The 16,642-nt window shown below is 63.7% G+C and carries 17 protein-coding genes, 1 other RNA gene and 2 pseudogenes; 11 read left to right on the top strand and 9 right to left on the bottom strand.

The genetic code is table 11. The annotated features are described in order from the left end of the window. Positions 1–67: 67 nt before the first annotated feature. The 5 genes from petA (at position 68) to U5S82_03900 (ending at position 4,018) form a co-directional block, all read left to right on the top strand. Positions 68–661, top strand: a complete 594-nt coding sequence (gene petA / locus U5S82_03920) for a ubiquinol-cytochrome c reductase iron-sulfur subunit (GenBank protein ID MDZ7750805.1) — start codon at positions 68–70, stop codon at positions 659–661. An 11-nt stretch (positions 662–672) separates the two neighbouring features. Then, on the top strand, positions 673–1,881 hold the full coding sequence (locus U5S82_03915; GenBank protein MDZ7750804.1) for a cytochrome b N-terminal domain-containing protein: 1,209 nt from the start codon (positions 673–675) through the stop codon (positions 1,879–1,881). Further along, positions 1,878–2,636: a cytochrome c1 gene (locus U5S82_03910; GenBank protein ID MDZ7750803.1), complete on the top strand. Its 759-nt coding sequence runs from the start codon at positions 1,878–1,880 to the stop codon at positions 2,634–2,636. Before U5S82_03915 ends, U5S82_03910 begins: the two co-directional genes overlap by 4 nt. A 268-nt stretch (positions 2,637–2,904) precedes the next feature. After that, positions 2,905–3,534, top strand: a complete 630-nt coding sequence (locus U5S82_03905; protein MDZ7750802.1) for a glutathione binding-like protein — start codon at positions 2,905–2,907, stop codon at positions 3,532–3,534. A gap of 97 nt (positions 3,535–3,631) precedes the next feature. Further along, positions 3,632–4,018 carry a ClpXP protease specificity-enhancing factor gene (locus U5S82_03900; protein ID MDZ7750801.1) on the top strand — a complete coding sequence of 129 codons (387 nt, stop codon included), beginning with the start codon at positions 3,632–3,634 and terminating at the stop codon, positions 4,016–4,018. 242 nt (positions 4,019–4,260) lie between these two features. Here the strand turns inward: U5S82_03900 and U5S82_03895 are convergent, their stop codons facing one another. After that, positions 4,261–4,950, bottom strand: a complete 690-nt coding sequence (locus U5S82_03895; protein ID MDZ7750800.1) for a transposase — start codon at positions 4,948–4,950, stop codon at positions 4,261–4,263. Between the two features lie 169 nt (positions 4,951–5,119). Beyond that, entirely contained in the window at positions 5,120–5,593 is a 474-nt protein-coding gene (locus tag U5S82_03890; GenBank protein ID MDZ7750799.1) for a universal stress protein, read from the bottom strand. Between the two features lie 245 nt (positions 5,594–5,838). On the opposite strand from U5S82_03890, the gene U5S82_03885 reads away from it, so the two are divergent. After that, the gene (locus tag U5S82_03885) at positions 5,839–7,344 is read left to right on the top strand and encodes a SulP family inorganic anion transporter (protein ID MDZ7750798.1); all 1,506 of its coding nucleotides are present in this window, start codon (positions 5,839–5,841) and stop codon (positions 7,342–7,344) included. A 54-nt stretch (positions 7,345–7,398) separates the two neighbouring features. On the opposite strand, the gene U5S82_03880 is transcribed toward U5S82_03885, so the two are convergent. Further along, entirely contained in the window at positions 7,399–8,043 is a 645-nt protein-coding gene (locus tag U5S82_03880; GenBank protein MDZ7750797.1) for a transposase, read from the bottom strand. A gap of 123 nt (positions 8,044–8,166) precedes the next feature. Continuing rightward, positions 8,167–8,403: pseudogene (locus tag U5S82_03875) on the bottom strand (transposase). Between the two features lie 258 nt (positions 8,404–8,661). Here U5S82_03875 and U5S82_03870 point away from each other — a divergent pair. Both U5S82_03870 and U5S82_03865 read left to right on the top strand, forming a co-directional pair. After that, positions 8,662–8,916, top strand: a pseudogene (locus tag U5S82_03870) (toxin HicA). Continuing rightward, complete coding sequence (locus U5S82_03865; protein MDZ7750796.1) at positions 8,906–9,235, top strand: toxin-antitoxin system HicB family antitoxin; 330 nt, start codon at positions 8,906–8,908, stop codon at positions 9,233–9,235. Before U5S82_03870 ends, U5S82_03865 begins: the two are co-directional and overlap by 11 nt. Positions 9,236–9,502: 267 nt before the next feature. Here U5S82_03865 and U5S82_03860 read toward each other — a convergent pair whose 3' ends face one another. From U5S82_03860 to U5S82_03840, 5 genes are read right to left on the bottom strand one after another with little or no spacing between them, the layout of a single operon-like run. Continuing rightward, positions 9,503–10,903: an FAD-linked oxidase C-terminal domain-containing protein gene (locus U5S82_03860; GenBank protein ID MDZ7750795.1), complete on the bottom strand. Its 1,401-nt coding sequence runs from the start codon at positions 10,901–10,903 to the stop codon at positions 9,503–9,505. A gap of 13 nt (positions 10,904–10,916) precedes the next feature. After that, positions 10,917–11,549 carry a BON domain-containing protein gene (locus tag U5S82_03855; GenBank protein ID MDZ7750794.1) on the bottom strand — a complete coding sequence of 211 codons (633 nt, stop codon included), beginning with the start codon at positions 11,547–11,549 and terminating at the stop codon, positions 10,917–10,919. Positions 11,550–11,597: 48 nt separating this feature from the next. Beyond that, positions 11,598–12,191 carry a phosphoheptose isomerase gene (locus U5S82_03850; GenBank protein ID MDZ7750793.1) on the bottom strand — a complete coding sequence of 198 codons (594 nt, stop codon included), beginning with the start codon at positions 12,189–12,191 and terminating at the stop codon, positions 11,598–11,600. Positions 12,192–12,231: 40 nt separating this feature from the next. Next, a complete protein-coding gene (locus U5S82_03845) occupies positions 12,232–12,597 on the bottom strand; it encodes a YraN family protein (protein MDZ7750792.1) in 366 nt (121 codons plus the stop codon). Further along, complete coding sequence (locus U5S82_03840) at positions 12,594–14,480, bottom strand: penicillin-binding protein activator (protein MDZ7750791.1); 1,887 nt, start codon at positions 14,478–14,480, stop codon at positions 12,594–12,596. The genes U5S82_03845 and U5S82_03840 overlap by 4 nt, the downstream gene beginning before the upstream one ends. Positions 14,481–14,597: 117 nt before the next feature. Between U5S82_03840 and rsmI the strand changes: the two genes are divergently transcribed. From rsmI to mraZ, 3 genes are all read left to right on the top strand, one after another. Continuing rightward, positions 14,598–15,461, top strand: a complete 864-nt coding sequence (rsmI, locus tag U5S82_03835) for a 16S rRNA (cytidine(1402)-2'-O)-methyltransferase (protein MDZ7750790.1) — start codon at positions 14,598–14,600, stop codon at positions 15,459–15,461. A 53-nt stretch (positions 15,462–15,514) separates the two neighbouring features. Then, positions 15,515–15,882, top strand: an RNA gene (rnpB, locus tag U5S82_03830) — RNase P RNA component class A. A gap of 299 nt (positions 15,883–16,181) precedes the next feature. Then, positions 16,182–16,640: a division/cell wall cluster transcriptional repressor MraZ gene (gene mraZ / locus U5S82_03825; protein MDZ7750789.1), complete on the top strand. Its 459-nt coding sequence runs from the start codon at positions 16,182–16,184 to the stop codon at positions 16,638–16,640. Positions 16,641–16,642 lie beyond the last annotated feature (2 nt).

Below are 16,642 nucleotides of genomic sequence, written 5' to 3'. Positions count from 1 at the left end.
GTTATTTAAATATATTCTGATTAATTTAATCAGGATTCGTGTATCGACGCCCTGTGGGGATTTGCGAATGAGTGAGCAGAGTACAGACAAGGATCGCCGCCGTTTTCTGACGGCCGCGACCTCCGTCGTCGGTGGCGTGGGGGTGGCCTTCGCGGCCGTGCCCTTCATTATGTCCTGGCGCCCCAGCGCCCGCGCCGAGGCCATCGGCGCGCCGGTCGAGGCGGATATCGGCAAGCTGGAACCGGGCCAGATGTTGACGGTCAAATGGCGCGGCAAGCCGGTGTGGATTGTGCGCCGCTCCGACGACACCCTGGAGGCCATGGATACGCTGGAGGACAAGCTGCGCGACCCCCACTCCGAGGAGCCCCAGCAGCCCGATTACGCCGCCAATCCCACGCGCTCCATCAAGCCCCAGTACGCCATTCTGGTGGGCCTGTGCACCCATCTCGGCTGCTCCCCCACCTATCGCCCCGAACTGGCACCGGCGGATCTGGGCCCGGAATGGAAAGGCGGCTTCTTCTGCCCCTGCCACGGTTCCTCCTTCGATCTCGCCGGGCGCGTATACGCCGGCGTTCCCGCGCCCCTCAATCTCGAGGTGCCGCCCCACTCCTATCTCAGCGACACCAAGCTCATTATTGGTGTGGATCAAGGAGCCGCCTGATGAAAAATGCCATGAACTCCATGCTCGTGTGGGTGGACGAGCGGTTCCCCCTGACGCAGCTGTGGAACGACCATCTGGCCCGGTATTACGCCCCCAAGAACTTCAATTTCTGGTACTACTTCGGCTCCCTCGCCCTGCTGGTGCTGGTCAATCAGATCGTCACCGGCATCTGGCTCACCATGAACTACAAGCCCAACGCGGAACTTGCCTTCGCCTCGGTCGAGTACATCATGCGTGACGTCAACTGGGGCTGGCTGCTGCGTTATATGCATTCCACGGGTGCCTCGCTGTTCTTCGTGGTGGTGTACCTGCACATGTTCCGCGGCGTGCTCTACGGGTCCTACAAGAAACCCCGCGAACTCATCTGGCTGCTGGGCATGGGCATCTATATCGCCCTCATGGCCGAAGCCTTCATGGGTTACCTGCTGCCCTGGGGACAGATGTCCTACTGGGGCGCCCAGGTGATCATCTCCCTGTTCGGAGCCATCCCGGTGATAGGCGAGGAACTCGCCCTGTGGATCCGTGGCGACTACGTGGTGTCCGACGCCACCCTTAACCGCTTCTTCGCCCTCCACGTCATCGCCCTGCCGTTGGTGCTGCTGGGACTGGTGGTGGCCCATATCATCGCGCTGCACGAGGTCGGTTCCAACAACCCCGACGGCGTGGACATCAAGAAGAACAAGGACGAGAACGGCATCCCCAAGGACGGCATTCCGTTCCATCCCTACTATACGGTGAAGGACCTCATCGGCGTGGGCGTGTTCCTCATCATCGCCTCCCTCATCATCTTCTTCTCGCCGGAGCTGGGTGGCTACTTTATCGAGCACGCCAACTTCGTGCCGGCGGATCCCCTGAAGACCCCCGAGCACATCGCGCCCCTGTGGTACTTCACACCCTTCTACGCCATCCTGCGCGCGGTGCCGGACAAGTTCCTGGGGGTGGTGGCCATGGGAGCGGCCATCGTGATGTTCGTGCTGTTGCCATGGCTCGATCGCAGCCCCGTGCGCTCCATGCGCTACAAGGGCATCATCTCCAAGGTGGCCCTGGGGCTCTTCGTGGTGGCCTTCCTGGTACTGTGCTGGCTTGGCATGCAGGCCCCGACCCCGACCAAGACCATTCTGGCGCGAGTCTTTTCCATCATCTATTTCGCATACTTCCTGCTCATGCCGTTCTACACCAGGATGGAACGAACCAAGCCGGTACCGGAGAGGGTGATATGACCATGATCAACAGAACCCTGGCCGCCGTGCTGCTGTGCGCGGCCCCCCTGTTTGGCCACGCCGCCGGTGGCGGTGCCTGCGGCCAGGTGCCCTGCCAGCATCCGGACATTGACCTCGGCGACGAGCAGTCCCTGCAACGGGGCGCCAAGTTGTTCGTGGACTATTGCCTGTCCTGTCACAGCGCTTCCTACCAGCGCTACAACCGCACCGGGCGCGACATCGGCCTCAGTGAAGAGGAACTCCTGTCCGACTACATGCACATTACGGACAAGCCGGGCCAGCTCATGAAGGTGGCCATGGCCGCCGAGGATGCGGAACGCTGGTTCGGCATCAACGTGCCGGACCTGTCCCTGGTGACGCGCTCCCGGGGGCCGGAGTGGGTCTATACTTACCTCCTGTCCTTCTACAAGGACGAGTCCCGCCCCTTCGGCGTGAACAACGGGGTCTTCAAGGACGTGGGCATGCCCCACGTGCTGTGGGAGTTGCAGGGGCTGAAGGCGGCAAAGAAGACCACGGCGGGTGAAGGCGACGATGCCGGCAAGGTCATCGAGGACTTCGATACCCTGCGGGCCGGTTCCATGAGCGATGAGGAGTTCCAGGCCGCCATGTCAGACCTGACCAACTTCCTCGTCTATCTGGGGGAGCCCGCCAAGATGGTGCGTACCCAGGTGGGCACGTTCGTGATATTGTTCCTAATCGTGTTCACCGTACTGGCCTATCTCCTCAAAAAGGAGTATTGGAAGGACATACACTGAGGTCTCGCGGGGGCTTCAATGGCTCCTGCGAGCGGCTCATGTCCTGGCGTGGGCGCCGGGGTGCGGGGTATCTCGCCGCTTCGTCCCGTTCCCGGCCGCGCTTTTTACGCCTGATCCGTTACACGCCCGGGCCGGGCATCTGCGCACCGGCGCCTGGGCATTCGGCAGGACGGCCCTCCCACGGGTCGCGCCGGACACGCCGAGGATTCTGGCGTCCCACTTGGTGGCCCGGCGCATTATTCCGTTTTCGAGGGTTAAATATCCAATCATGGCTCAGCTTGCAAATCGCCGTTCGACGATGACCTTCTACTCCGATCCCAAGGATCCCGCCTGTCACGCCGTGCGCTACGTGTTGTCCGAAAAGGCCATCAACGTCGATGTCCTCAGCGTCGATGAGGACAGCCGGCCGGAGGAACTGAACGACCTCAATCCCTACGGCACGGTACTCACCCTGGTGGACCGGGACCTGGTGCTCTACGACGAGCACATCATCATGGAGTACCTGGATGAGCGTTTTCCCCATCCACCCCTGATGCCGGTGGATCCGGTGTCGCGGGCCAACAACCGGCTGTTCCGTTTCCGTATCCGCTGGGACATCTATGCCCTGCTGGAGGAGATGGATGCCACCACCTCCAAGAAGGATGCGGATGAATACCGTCGAGGAGTAAGGGATACCCTGACGGCCATCGCCGGGGTATTCGCCCAGAAGCCGTTTTTCATGTCCGACGAATTCTCCCTGGTGGATGCGTATCTGGCGCCGGTGTTGTGGCGCCTGGACCATTACGGCATCAAGCTGCCGGCCCAGGCGAAACCGCTGCTGGCCTACGGCGAGCGTCTCTTCGCCCGGGAGTCCTTCCCGGGCAGCCTGTCGGAATTCGAGCAGGAACTGAAGGGCTGATCCCTGATGCCGCCGGCCCCGGCGGCATCAGGGATGGCGCGGCGGGGCAGGGCCCCACCCCCTGATCCGCTCGCATCTTCCTGCTAGGATATTTCCCGTGACCTCCACCAGACCTTACATGATCCGGGCCATGTTCGACTGGATAGTCGACAACGACATGACCCCCCATATCATCGTGGATGCCGAGCGCGAGGATGTCATGGTGCCCCGCCAGCATGTCCAGGATGGCAAGATCGTTCTCAATATCGGTCCCACGGCGGTTCAGGGCCTGGTGCTGCAGAATGACTACATCTCCTTCGGCGCACGTTTCTCCGGACGTTCCGAGACGGTGAGCGTCACACCTGCCGCGGTGGTCGCCATCTATGCCCGGGAAAACGGCAGGGGCATGGCCTTCGAGGACGAAGAGGAGCCGGCCGGCACCCCGCCACCGAACGACGACCCGCCGGGCGGCGGCGGCAAGCCGAGCCTGCGGGTGGTGAAGTAGCTCCGCCCCATGCCATAGGCCCTTTTTCAACCACGAAATACGCGAAAGACGCGAAAAAGGGGAAGGTTCTGAAAGGGGGATCGGTGACGTTTGGGGTCAGAGTAAAAACTCGGCTGACTCCTCGAGATACCCGTATCCACCTGACATTATTACTCTGACCCCAAATGGTCCATGTCTGTAGATACTCCGTTTCCTGTCAAGCGGTCGGGATTCATCCCCGCATTACGGTGACATCTTACGATTTACACCATTTTTTGTTGCCTCGGGTCCTTCTTCTCGGAAGGGGGCCGGCCCCGCTTGCCTGGGCGCAAAGGTCGACCAAGTCGCTTCTCGAGTTCGCCCAGCTCTCGGTCACCCATTAATGGTCGCCCTATGCTCTGACCCCGAGTAAGAGCGGCAACCCGTTCAGGATCCTCTGGTGTATCGAGAAATTCCGCGAAGCTATCGACGCGATCGAGCAGGGGTTGAACGGTAACCAAGCCGTCGTCTTGGCGCCGGAGATGTGCTGGCGCGCTTGACCAAGACCAATCGACCACCGTCGCCGCCAGCTTCGCTTTGACGGGATTCAGAGCCACGTAGCGGAAAGCGGCCATCAAGTGCGCTTCATCCATTGCCACGCAGCCAAACCGCCCTTGAAACAAATGGCCAGTGACCCGCAATCTTGCGTTGATGTACCCGCTGTACCGACGATGCGTTTCGCCGACTGCGCGCGACAGCCCGGTGTCGTCAATGGGTACGAGAATCAAGTGAACATGGTTCGGCATCAGGCAGTAGGACCAGACTTCCACCCCGTTCGATCGACATCCTTGGGATAGCCAATCTCGATAAAGCCCATAGTCGTCATTCTGCATGAAGATCCGTTGCCGCCTGTTCCCTCTTTGCGTCACGTGGTGGAGAAGGCCGGGTACGATGATCCGTGGGAGCCGAGACATGCGTGTAGCATAAGCCGACGGAAGTGATGTAAATAGTAAAGCGTCACCGTAATTTAATAGTAAAGCGTCACCGTAATTTCACCGTAATTTCGTAATTTGTAATTTAATTTGAGGGCTATCCCACGACAAGCCGCCACGCCGGCGCTGGCGGCACCGCGGGCAGCCAACATCAGACACCGGGCGGCATTTTCTCCCGCATCGACGGGCTGATCTCGACGTCGTGCACCACCATCACCGGCACGTGCGCGTGCCGAATCAGCCATTCCGTGGCCGACCCCGACAGCATGCTCATCAACTGACTGCGTCCACGTGTCCCCATCACAATCAGGTCAGCACCCCACTCCCGTGCATGGCGGGAGATCTCCTCCGGTGGGCTGCCGAACACCACGGCGCATTCTTCGCCGTCCAGGGCCCAGGCGCGAAGTCGTTCCAGTCCTTTCTCCTCGGCGATCTGGCGCATGTCCTTCGAGTGCAGCGGTGAGTCGCCGGCCGAGAACCCACCCGAGGCGCCCGAGGCCACCTCCGAGGGCTTCACGACGGTTACCAGGCGCCTCAATGCACCCGGGCAATGCTCGCGCGCGACCGCCAGGCCCTCGGCGGATGGATTGGAAAAGTCGATCGCGATGATGACGCGTTGCAGCATTCTGGCCCCCTTTTGTTCTGCTTTGAATTGGCTGTGAGGCATCCGGCCCCGAGATTGGACTCCTCCAGCCGACCACCTTCAGGATAGTCGACGGTAATGGTACCATTCCAGCCATCCGCAATTGCGCGGCCTGAGCCGCCTCACTGGCAAATGCGACTCCGGGCCGATCGATCTGCGCGGATGCTGCGTCGCCAGAGTACTACACCGGGGCGCGCCTCAGGCCATCCAATCGGAATGTTCCAGAAGTGAAAGACACCCTTATCAAGCTATGGCGTCGCCAGCGCGACGTTTGGTTCTTCAATATCCGCGGTGACCTGATCGCCGGTATCGTCGTCGCCTTGGCCCTGATACCGGAGGCGATCGCGTTCTCGATCATTGCCGGCCTGGATCCGCAGGTCGGCCTCTACGCCTCGTTCACGATGGCTGTCGTGATTGCATTCGCCGGTGGGCGACCCGGCATGATCTCCGCTGCGACCGGCGCGATGGCGCTGTTGATGGTCACGCTGGTGGCAGACCATGGACTGCAGTACCTGCTGGCGGCGACCATCCTGACCGGGTTGATCCAGCTGTTCTTCGCCTGGGCCAAGCTCGCCCGTTACATGATGTTCATACCGCGGACTGTGCTGGTGGGCTTCGTCAATGCGCTGGCGGTCCTGATCTTCCTGTCGCAACTGCCCTACCTGATAGAGGGTGACCCGACCATGTGGCTGCTGGTGGCCGGCGGCCTGGCCATCATCTACGGGATGCCGTTGCTGCCGTTCATTCCACGCATGCTGCCGCCGCCCCTGGTCGCGATCGTAGTGCTGACCCTGGCGGTTCACTTCAGCGACTTGTCGACGCTGTCGGTCGGGGACATGGGCAGACTGCCCGACGGGCTGCCGGTGTTTCTGCTGCCGGATGTTCCGCTGAGTCTCGAGACTCTCTCGATCATCTTCCCAACCGCGCTGGCCCTGGCCATTGTCGGGTTGCTCGAGTCGCTGCTGACGGCGTCGATCATCGACGATCTGACAGACACGCCGAGTGGCAAGAACGCCGAGGCCCAAGGGCAGGGAATCGCCAACATAGTGGTCGGCTTCTTCGGTGGCATGGCCAGTTGCGCGATGATCGGGCAGTCGGTGATCAACATCAAATCGGGTGGCCTGGGGCGCTTGTCCAGTTTCGCGGCCGGTCTTTACCTGCTTTTCTTTATCCTGGTGCTCGGAGACCTGGTCTCCCTCATCCCGATGGCCGCACTGGTGGCGGTCATGCTGATGGTCGCCCTCGCCACCTTCGACTGGCACTCGCTGAAGACGCTGCATCGTTTGCCGCGAACCGACGCCGTGGTGCTGGTGGTCACGGTCGTGACCGTGGTTATAACTCACGACCTGGCCAAGGGCGTCCTGGCAGGCGTGCTGCTCAGCGCGGTGTTCTTCGCGCGCAAGATCGCCAGATCCATCCACGTGGACAGCGAGCGGCCCGCGGACAGCCCGACCCGCACCTACGTCGTTCACGGTCAGTTGTTCTTCGTCGCCGTGGACAAGTTCATCGACAGCTTCGACTACCGTGAACCGGTACACTATGTGCTGATCGATCTGCGCCACGTCGCGCTGTGGGACAGCTCCGCCGTTGCCGCCATCGACAAGGTCGTGGGCAAGTTCCGGCGCAATGGCATGGAGGTCGAGGTCATGGCCCCGCTCGGTGCCGGCCGCGAACTGCACGACAAGCTGGCGCTGCACGACAAGGGCGTGGAGCTGGGCACCGGAGGGCATTGAACGGGCATTACGGTGACACCTTAACATTACGACATTACGGTGACACCTTACGATTTACACCGTTTTTTGTTGCCTCGGGTCCTTCTTCTCGGAAGGGGGCCGGCCCCGCTTGCCTGGGCGCAAAGGTCGACCAAGTCGCTTCTCGAGTTCGCCCAGCTCTCGGTCACCCATTAATGGTCGCCCTATGCTCTGACCCCGAGTAAGAGCGGCAACCCGTTCAGGATCCTCTGGTGTATCCAGAAACTCCACGAAGCTATCGACGCGATCGAGCAGGGGTTGAACGGTAACCAAGCCGTCGTCTTGGCGCCGGAGATGTGCTGGCGCGCTTGACCAAGGCCAATCGACCGCCGTCGCCGCCAGCTTCGCTTTGACGGGATTCAGAGCCACGTAGCGGAAAGCGGCCATCAAGTGCGCTTCATCCATTGCCACGCAGCCAAACCGCCCTTGAAACAAATGGCCAGTGACCCGCAATCTTGCGTTGATGTAGCCGCTGTACCGACGATGCGTTTCGCCGACTGCGCGCGACAGCCCGGTGTCGTCAATGGGTACGAGAATCAAGTGAACATGGTTCGGCATCAGGCAGTAGGACCAGACTTCCACCCCGTTCGATCGACATCCTTGGGATAGCCAATCTCGATAAAGCCCATAGTCGTCATCCTGCATGAAGATCCGTTGCCGCCTGTTCCCTCGTTGCGTCACGTGGTGGGGAACGCCGGGTACGATGATCCGTGCGGAGCCGAGACATGCGCGTAGCGTAAGCCGACAGGGAAGTGGTGTAAATCAGTAAAGTGTCACCGTAATGCCCGGTAATGCCCGTGCCGTTTCGCCGACTGCGCGCGACAGCCCGGTGTCGTCAATGGGTACGAGAATCAAGTGAACATGGTTCGGCATCAGGCAGTAGGACCAGACTTCCACCCCGTTCGATCGACATCCTTGGGATAGCCAATCTCGATAAAGCCCATAGTCGTCATCCTGCATGAAGATCCGTTGCCGCCTGTTCCCTCGTTGCGTCACGTGGTGGGGAACGCCGGGTACGATGATCCGTGGGAGCCGAGACATGCGCGTAGCGTAAGCCGACAGGGAAGTGGTGTAAATAGTAAAGTGTCACCGTAATGCCCCTGTTCCCTCGTTGCGTCACGTGGTGGGGAACGCCGGGTACGATGATCCGCAAAGTGGTGTAAATAGTAAAGTGTCACCGTAATGCCCGCAAAGTGGTGTAAATAGTAAAGTGTCACCGTAATGCCGTAATGCGATGTCACTTTACTGTGTGCGTTTTTGGGATCTTGATTATAGTATCAATAATGATATCATTCCCAAATGAGTGGCATAGGCAAGATCTTGAAGGAAATGAGATCTAATCCCAAAGGGGTTCGATTCTCTGATCTCGAAAAAGTCTGTGAGCATTACTTTGGCACCCCTCGGCAGTAAGGCACAAGTCATTGTATTTTTAAGACGCCTTGGCCCGGCGATCCCCGAGTAAACATCCAGAATCAAAAAGGAAAAGCTAAGCCATACCAGGTAAGGCACGTACTGCTTGCCATTGAGAAGTTAGAGGTAGGCCATGGTTCCTGAAATTGACAAATTCACTTATCGAGTAATGTGGTCGGAAGAAGACCAGGAATATGTTGGCACTTGTGCCGAATTCCCCGGCTTGAGTTGGCTTAAATCTACTCCAGAGGCGGCTTTAAAGGGCATTCGAACTTTGGTTAAATCCGTCGTAAAGGATATGACTAAAAATGGGGAAAAGATTCCAGAGCCAATTTCATCCCGGAAATACAGTGGGAAATTCATGGTTCGGGTCCCACCAGAAGTGCATAGACACCTTGCAGTAGAAGCGGCGGAGTCTGGTGTGAGCCTTAATCGGCTGGCGAGCACAAAACTTGCCCACTAATGCACATAAGTCGCTTCAGCGCGACGGCCAAAAGTGCCGATTTGCTCTGCTTTCGGCCGCAGCTGAGCTCAGCCGTTAAGGGTTTCGCTTCTGCCAATAGCGAAATCATTAAGGAACTTCGTTACTGATTTTCGGTTCGGTGTATTCAGACTTGGTTCACACCCCGGCTACGCAGTAAGCAGGGATCGCGGATCTGGGCCGCCGCGTCGCTGGGAGGGTACAGCGTTCCGATGCCTGTGATGAGGGCGGCGGTCGCGGCCGTCTCGGTCAGGGATGTGCTTGGGGTGGAAACATCTTGCCCGGATTGAGGATGCCGTTGGGGTCGAACTGGCGTTTGATGGCGCGCATCAGTCCGAGGGCCACGGGGTCCAGCTCGCGGTCGACGAAGTCCCGCTTTTCCAATCCCACACCGTGTTCTCCCGACAGGGTGCCGCCGAGGCCGAGGACTAGGTCGAAGACTGCGCTCAGGCAGCGGGGGGCGGCGGCCGTCTGGGCCGGGTCCTGGTGGTCCACCAGCAGGTTCACGTGGATGTTGCCGTTGCCGGCATGGCCGAAGTTGACGATGCGGATGCCGTGCTGCGCAGACAGGGCGGAGAGACCGTCGATGAGTTCCGGCAGGCGTGAGACCGGTACTACTACGTCTTCGTTGATCTTCTTGGGTGCCAGGGTCCGCAGGGCGGGGGACAGGGCTTTGCGGGCCGCCCAGATGTCGGCGGCACCGCCATCCGCACCCTCCGCCTTCAGGTCCAGAAGGCCATCCACGGTGGCGGCCCGGCCGATGGCCTCCACCGCCCTCTCGACGCCCCCCGCATTGCCGTCCACTTCCAGCAGCAGCAGCGCCCCCGTATGAGCCGGCAGCTGCAGATCGCGATGGCCGTTGGCCAGTCCGACGGCGGCGCCGTCCATGAACTCCAGGGCCGCCGGCACGTCGGGCTGGGACATGATGCGGGTGATGGCCAGGGTGGCGCTGGCCACGTCCCGATAGGCGGCACGCAGGGCCCGGCGGGTGCGGGGCAGGGGCGTGAGCCGGAGGGTGGCCTCGGTGATGATGGCCAGGGTACCCTCGGAACCGATGAGCAGACGCGTCAGGTCATAGCCCACCACCCCCTTGGTGGTGAATACGCCGGTGCGCAGGACCTCCCCGGCGCCCGTGACGGCCCGCAGCCCCAGGGTATTCTCCCGCGGCGTCCCGTACTTGACGGCGTGAGGACCCGCCGAGTTGTAGGCCAGGTTGCCCCCCACGGTGCAGTAGGCGGCGCTGGTGGGATCGGGGGGCCAAAAGAAGCCCGCCGCGGCGGCGGCATCCTGGACGGCCTGGTTGGTGATGCCGGGCTCCACCACCAGGTAGCGATCGGCGGTGTTGAGATGGATGATACGGTCCATGCGCTCCAGGGACATCACCACGCCGCCGCTCGTGGGCACCGTGGCGCCGGTGGTGCCGGTGCCACGTCCGCGGGGTACCAGGGGCACTCGGAGTTCGTTGCACAGGGCCACGATGGCCCGCACCTGGCGGGCATCGGTGGGGAGCACCACGGCGTCCGGCTGCCCCTGCCGCCGGCTGTTGTCGTAGCCGTAGGTCCAGCGCTCCGCACTCTCCGTCAGCAGGCCATCGTCGCCGGCGATGGCGGCGAGTTCGCCGAGCAGCTGTGGGGGGACCGTATGGGACACGGGCCAGGGACCCTCAGCCTTCCTGCCGGGCCGGGTCGATATACTCGAACAACCGAATCACCTTCTGCACGCCATCGACGCGGCGCACCACTTCGGTGGCGGCATGGGCCTCGGCGTCGGTGACCAGGCCCATGAGATAGACCCGTCCCTGTTCGACGATCACCTTGGTGCGTGTCGGGTCCACGCCCTCGGTGGCCAGCATGGTGCCCTTGATCTTGCCCAGCAGCAGGGTGTCGCTGGTGCGGGTGAGGAGGGAACTGGGGGCGGCCACCACGAGCTCGTTGTAGACCTTGCGCACCTTTTCCACCTGGCGCGCATGTTTTTCCGCGCGGGCCCGCAAGGCGGCGGAGGGCGTCTCGCCCGTGAGCACCACCACGCCGTTGTAGCTGTTGACGTTGATATGGCTCTGATTGTCCAGCTCCTCGTCGTCGCTGATGCGACCGGCCACCTTCAGGATGATCGCCCTGTCCTCCACCACCGTCCCGGTGGTCCGGCGGTCATGGGCGATCATGGCCCCGGTGGCCGCGCCGCCCGCCACGATGGCGGGAGCGCAACCCTGCAGGGCCACCGCCAGCACGGCCAGGACCAGCAGGGCCGCGGGGATGATCCCGGGGTGTGAACCGGCACGCACGACAGGGGCTGTCATGCCCGGGTTTTGCGATGGCGTGGGCCGGCGATGGCAATGGTGCATGGTCTAGTCCTCCAGTCCGAAAAGCTGTCTGTCCACGAGGTCGCATAGACAGTGAATGATGAGCAGGTGCACCTCCTGGATGCGCGCCGTGTTGTCGTCCCGCACCCTCACCTCCACGTCGTCGTCCGCCAGCACCGCGGCGGCCGGACCTCCTTCGCGGCCACTGAGCAATATGACGTGCATGTCCCGCTCGTGGGCGGAGGATATGGCCTCGACGATGTTCTCCGACTCGCCACTGGTGGAGATGGCCAGCAGGATGTCGCCGGGCTGGCCGAGGGCCCGGATCTGACGGGCGAAGACCTCCGAGTAGTCATAGTCGTTGGCGATGGAGGTGATGGTGGAACTGTCCGTGGTGAGGGCGAGGGCGGGCAGGCCGCTGCGTTGCATCTCGAAGCGGTTCAGCATCTCGGAGGAGAAGTGCTGGGCGTCTCCCGCGGAGCCGCCATTGCCACAGGCCAACACCTTCCCGTCCTGGAGCAGGCCCGCCTTGATGAGTTCAGCCGCCCGCGCGATGAAGGGCGCCAACTCCTCGGCGACGCGCAGCTTGAGTTCGGCGCTGTCGGAGAAATTCTTCAGTACGCGGGAGACCAGGTCCATAGAGGGGTTCGGGCTTCAAGGGGGCGACGGGCGGGTGGATTCAAAGGGTGAAGGCGGCGCGGATCCAGTTGACGTCATACTGTTCGCCCGCCGGGTAAAGCGCAACCACATCGAAGCGGCAGGGTGCCTCCCGGGGCCCATGGCCCTTCTGTAGATAATGGGCGGCGCAGCGGGCGATACGGGCCCGCTTGCGGGCATCCACCGAGGCCTCCGCACCGCCGAAGCCCCGGGTGGTCCGCATACGCACCTCCACGAACACCAGGGTGACGCCGTCCCTCATCACCAGATCGAGTTCGCCGCCGGGACACCGGTAGTTGCGGGCCAGGGTGGCGAGCCCGTGGGCCTTCAGGTGGGCCTCGGCGAAGCGCTCGGCGGCTGCGCCGCGCTGGGATGTGGCCGGTCTCACCGGGGCTCATAGGGGATGTCGAGCAGCCTTATCCCGCCGTCATGAAATTGCGCCCACGTGAGCCCGCGGTGGACCCGGCGCCGGCCATCCAACCCGAGGCGCCCGGTCACGCCCTCCAGGCGGGTGGCCGGACGATCGTAGAGGCGCGGCAGCTCGGTGGCGAGGGCGTAGGCATCCACGCCGAGGGCGAACAGCCGGCCATAGCGGCGGGCGCGGTCGGGCCAGTAACGCTCGATGGCATCCTGCAGGGCCGCCCCGGGATGGTCGTCGCGCACCATCCACGGCATGTCGGCGAAGCGGATATCCTCCAGGTCCCGTGCCGCTGTCGGGTCTACGGTGCCGGAAAAGACATGGGAGGTACTGTAGACGGGCAACTGGCCCGCCCGATGGAAGCGCAACTGGGGGCGTAACTGGCGGGCATCATCGGTGGTGGCGGCCAGGAACACGAAGTGGGCGTCCCGGCGCGGGCGCGGCTCGGTTTCCAGGTCCCGGGCCAGGATCCCCCGCAGGGTGCGCGCCCGCTGATCACTGGCGTCCACGTTCACCAGGGCCGCCACCGCCCGGGACATCGCGTCGGGGTTGCTGTCGTAGGCGCCAGACTCCGCTACGACGCCCCCCAGATCCGCCCATTCCCTGGTGAAGGCGGTGGCCACACGGTCGCCCCAGGGGCTGTCCGGAGCGAGCACCAGGGCCTGCTGGTGGCCGTCGAACCAGGCCCGCAGGGCCACCTCCCGGGCCTCCGCCTCCGGCGACAGGCCGAACTGGAACAGCTGGTCCGGTAACGGAGCGGGGGCCTCCCCGTCGGCCGCTGTCTCGAGGTGGTTGAGGGCCAGGGTCGGCAGGGGCATGGCGTCGCCACGACCCAGCGCCGCCAGGGCGTCTTTCGTGAGGGGGCCGATGATGAACTCCGCTCCCGTATCTACGGCCGCACCATAGCCGTCCCAGGGCGCGGCGGTGGATTCGTCGAGAAAGCTCAGGCGTGGCCGGGCATCGGGAGTGTCCTGCAACCAGGCTGCCACGAGGCCATCCCGCACCGCCGCACCGGCCCTGGCGAAGCCGCCGTGCTCCGGCAGCAGTACGGCGATGTGGTCCGGCCGGGTGCCCAGCGTGAGGGCGGTCTCCCGGAGCCGGGGCAGGTATGTGACCTCCGCCGGGTGGTCGGGGAAACGCGCGCTCCAGGTCCCGAGGGCGGTCATCAGGGCCCCGCCGTTGGTGGCGTAGCGGCGGGCGAGGGCGGCGAGTGCCGTCCAGCCTTCGAAGCGCGCATCGCCGTTGGCCGGTGCCGCCTCCAGGGCCGCCACGTCCAACCGCTCCAGCGCTGCCCACAGGGCGGCCCGGTTGGCCGCGGCCTGTTCGCCCTCCAGGTAGGTGTCGAGGCGACTGCGGTCACGAGCGGCCGCCAGATGATCCTGCCGGTCCTCCAGCAGCCGGGCCCGCAGCGCCAACCAGCGCCGCTGCAGGGGACCGTCCTCGGGCACGGTCACCGACTCCAGCAGCGCGAGGGCGTCCCCGGGCCGGCCATCCTCGGCAGCCAGGGTGGCCCGCGCCACCGCCCGATGCCCCCGGGCTTGCCCATCGTCGGCCTTTTCAGGCAGGCTCGCCAGCAGCTTCGCCGCCTCCGTAGGGGCGCCGGCGTCCAGCAACATGCCCACGGCTCGCAGCCGCAACAGGTGGGCCGGCCCCTCATCGGCGCGGGCGGCGGCCTCGCGATAGCGGGCGGCCGCGCCGGCATAGTCACCCTGGGCGGCCAGGGATCGGGCCTGTTGCGCCAGTTCCTGGGCCTGGGCCCGGGCCTGCTCCCGGGGCAGGGTGGGGGCACAGGCGGTGACCACCAGGGCCATGGCCAGGATGGGAATTGCGAGGAAACGCTGAGTGGAAACCATCTTTACCTATAATACCGACGCTGAACTGGGGGCTGGGGCGGCGGCGGTACCCACGGGGGCCGTCCTACCGGGCGTTATTCTAGCAGGCCTCGGCGCGGGTGGCGGGGATCCCGACCGTTGACCACGCCGCCCGGGACCCTTTACGTGGTGGCCACCCCCATCGGCAATCTCGATGATATGACGCCGCGGGCGGTGGAGGTGCTGCGTACCGTGGCCCTGGTGGCGGCCGAGGACACCCGGGTGAGCCGCCCCCTGTTGCAGCGTTTCGGCATCACCACCCCCCTGGTGTCCCTCCATGAGCACAACGAACGCCACCGGGCCCCCGGGATCATCGCCCGCCTGCAGGCCGGGGAGCAGGTGGCGCTGATCTCCGATGCGGGCACGCCCCTGGTGAGCGATCCCGGCTACCACCTGGTGGCGGCGGCCCATGAGGCTGGTGTCACCGTCCTCTCTCTGCCGGGGGCGAACGCCGTGGTGACCCTGCTGGCGGCGGCGGGTCTGCCCGGCGGGTCGTTCTGTTTCGCGGGTTTCCCGCCGGTGCGCGAAGCCGAACGCCGGCGATTTTTCCGGCAGGCCGCGGGGCGTTCGGAGACCCTGGTTTACTTCGAGGCACCCCATCGCATCGCGGCGACCCTGGCGGACATGGCCCGGGAGTTCGGTGATGGACGCCTGGCGGCGGTGGGTCGCGAACTCACCAAGCGTTTCGAAGAGGTCAAGCGGGCGCCCCTGGAAGAACTGGTGACCTGGGTGCAGGCGGAGGATGGGCGGCGCCTGCGGGGCGAGTTCGTGGTGGCCGTGGCGGGCAATCCGATCCCTGTCCATGCCGTGGATGGTATAGAGCCCACCCGCCTGCTGGAGGCACTCCTGAGCGAGTTGCCGCCGGCCCGGGCGGCGGCCCTGGCGGCCAAGGTGTTGCATCGGCCGAAGAAGGAACTCTACCGGCTGGCCCTGACCCTGGCGGGTCGCGACGACCGGCAGTGACGGATTAGATGCGGCTTGCCCTCCGGCGCCCGGTGCCCGACACTGGAGGTGCGGGAGCCGGCCAGACAGTCGCTGCAAGCAGTTGGTGCGGAGGAAAGTCCGGGCTCCACAGGGCAGGGTGCCAGGTAACGCCTGGGGGGTGAGAACCTACGGAAAGTGCCACAGAAAATATACCGCCCAAGCATCGTTCGCGATGCCGGTAAGGGTGAAATGGTGCGGTAAGAGCGCACCGCGCCGGTGGCAACACCGGTGGCAGGGTAAACCCCACCCGGAGCAAGACCAAATAGGGGAACCCGCCGCCCCCGGGCGGCGAGACGCGGCCCGCGTCGTTCCCGGGTAGGTCGCTCGAGGTGTGCGGCGACGCACATCCCAGATGAATGACTGTCCCCGACAGAACCCGGCTTATCGGCCGACTCCCGCCTTTCATCTCCTCCCCGGTCCCGGGGGCGGCGTTTCCGACGCGCCGCATATCTTAAAGCAGTTTCTTAGGTGTCCACCTTAACCCATTGGCTTGATGGAACTGTCTCGTGCCCGTCTCCGAGGGGTTTCGTCCTGTCTCAGGGGTGTCATCTAAGTTACTGTCTTTAAAGGAAGATCTCCTTCCGTTTTCTTGACTTGTCCGCCAGGCACACACCATACTTAGCTCTCGAGTGGGAGAAAGTGGGATAAAAGGGATCTAACAAGGATCGATAGGGATCGTCGGGCCTGGAGGGGGAATGGGTGTTTCGGGGCGACTTTCAAGTCAGTCTGGATCTAAAGGGGCGGATGGCCGTGCCCAGCCGTTACCGCGAGCGCATCCTCGAGGAGTGCGGCGGTTCCCTCATGGTCACGGTCAGCGTCACCCACCGCTGCCTCACTGTCTATCCAGCCACCGAGTGGCAGCGCATCGAGGACGAGATCCAGAGCCTGCCCACCTTCGACCGGCAGGCCCAGGCCCTGCGTCATCTGCTCATCGGCCATGCCCACGAAAGCGACATGGACGGCCATGGTCGCATTCTGCTGTCGTCCCAGTTGCGCGAGTGGGCGGGGCTCGACCGGAAGTTACGGGTGGTGGGACAGGTACGAAAATTCGAGTTGTGGGACGAGGCGGCCTGGGCGGCACGCATCGAAGAGCTCCACGGGCCGTCGGGTGCGCTGCTGTCGGAGCCCTCGGAGGCCCTGCGTTCCATCGTCCTGTAGGC

This window comes from Gammaproteobacteria bacterium, assembly GCA_034522055.1.
GTDB lineage: Bacteria > Pseudomonadota > Gammaproteobacteria > JAABTG01 > JAABTG01 > JAABTG01.
Note: the sequence above shows the minus strand (reverse complement) of the source record. Positions and strands in the feature narration are given on the sequence as shown.

Coding starts and splice junctions, on each gene's coding strand:
- U5S82_03910 (MDZ7750803.1), top strand. CDS start 1,878: ATGACCATGATCAACAGAACCCTGGCCGCCGTGCTGCTGTGCGCGGCC.
- U5S82_03895 (MDZ7750800.1), bottom strand. CDS start 4,950: ATGTCTCGGCTCCCACGGATCATCGTACCCGGCCTTCTCCACCACGTG.
- U5S82_03915 (MDZ7750804.1), top strand. CDS start 673: ATGAACTCCATGCTCGTGTGGGTGGACGAGCGGTTCCCCCTGACGCAG.
- U5S82_03840 (MDZ7750791.1), bottom strand. CDS start 14,480: ATGGTTTCCACTCAGCGTTTCCTCGCAATTCCCATCCTGGCCATGGCC.
- petA (MDZ7750805.1), top strand. CDS start 68: ATGAGTGAGCAGAGTACAGACAAGGATCGCCGCCGTTTTCTGACGGCC.
- U5S82_03850 (MDZ7750793.1), bottom strand. CDS start 12,191: ATGGACCTGGTCTCCCGCGTACTGAAGAATTTCTCCGACAGCGCCGAA.
- U5S82_03905 (MDZ7750802.1), top strand. CDS start 2,905: ATGGCTCAGCTTGCAAATCGCCGTTCGACGATGACCTTCTACTCCGAT.
- U5S82_03855 (MDZ7750794.1), bottom strand. CDS start 11,549: ATGACAGCCCCTGTCGTGCGTGCCGGTTCACACCCCGGGATCATCCCC.
- U5S82_03865 (MDZ7750796.1), top strand. CDS start 8,906: ATGGTTCCTGAAATTGACAAATTCACTTATCGAGTAATGTGGTCGGAA.
- U5S82_03890 (MDZ7750799.1), bottom strand. CDS start 5,593: ATGCTGCAACGCGTCATCATCGCGATCGACTTTTCCAATCCATCCGCC.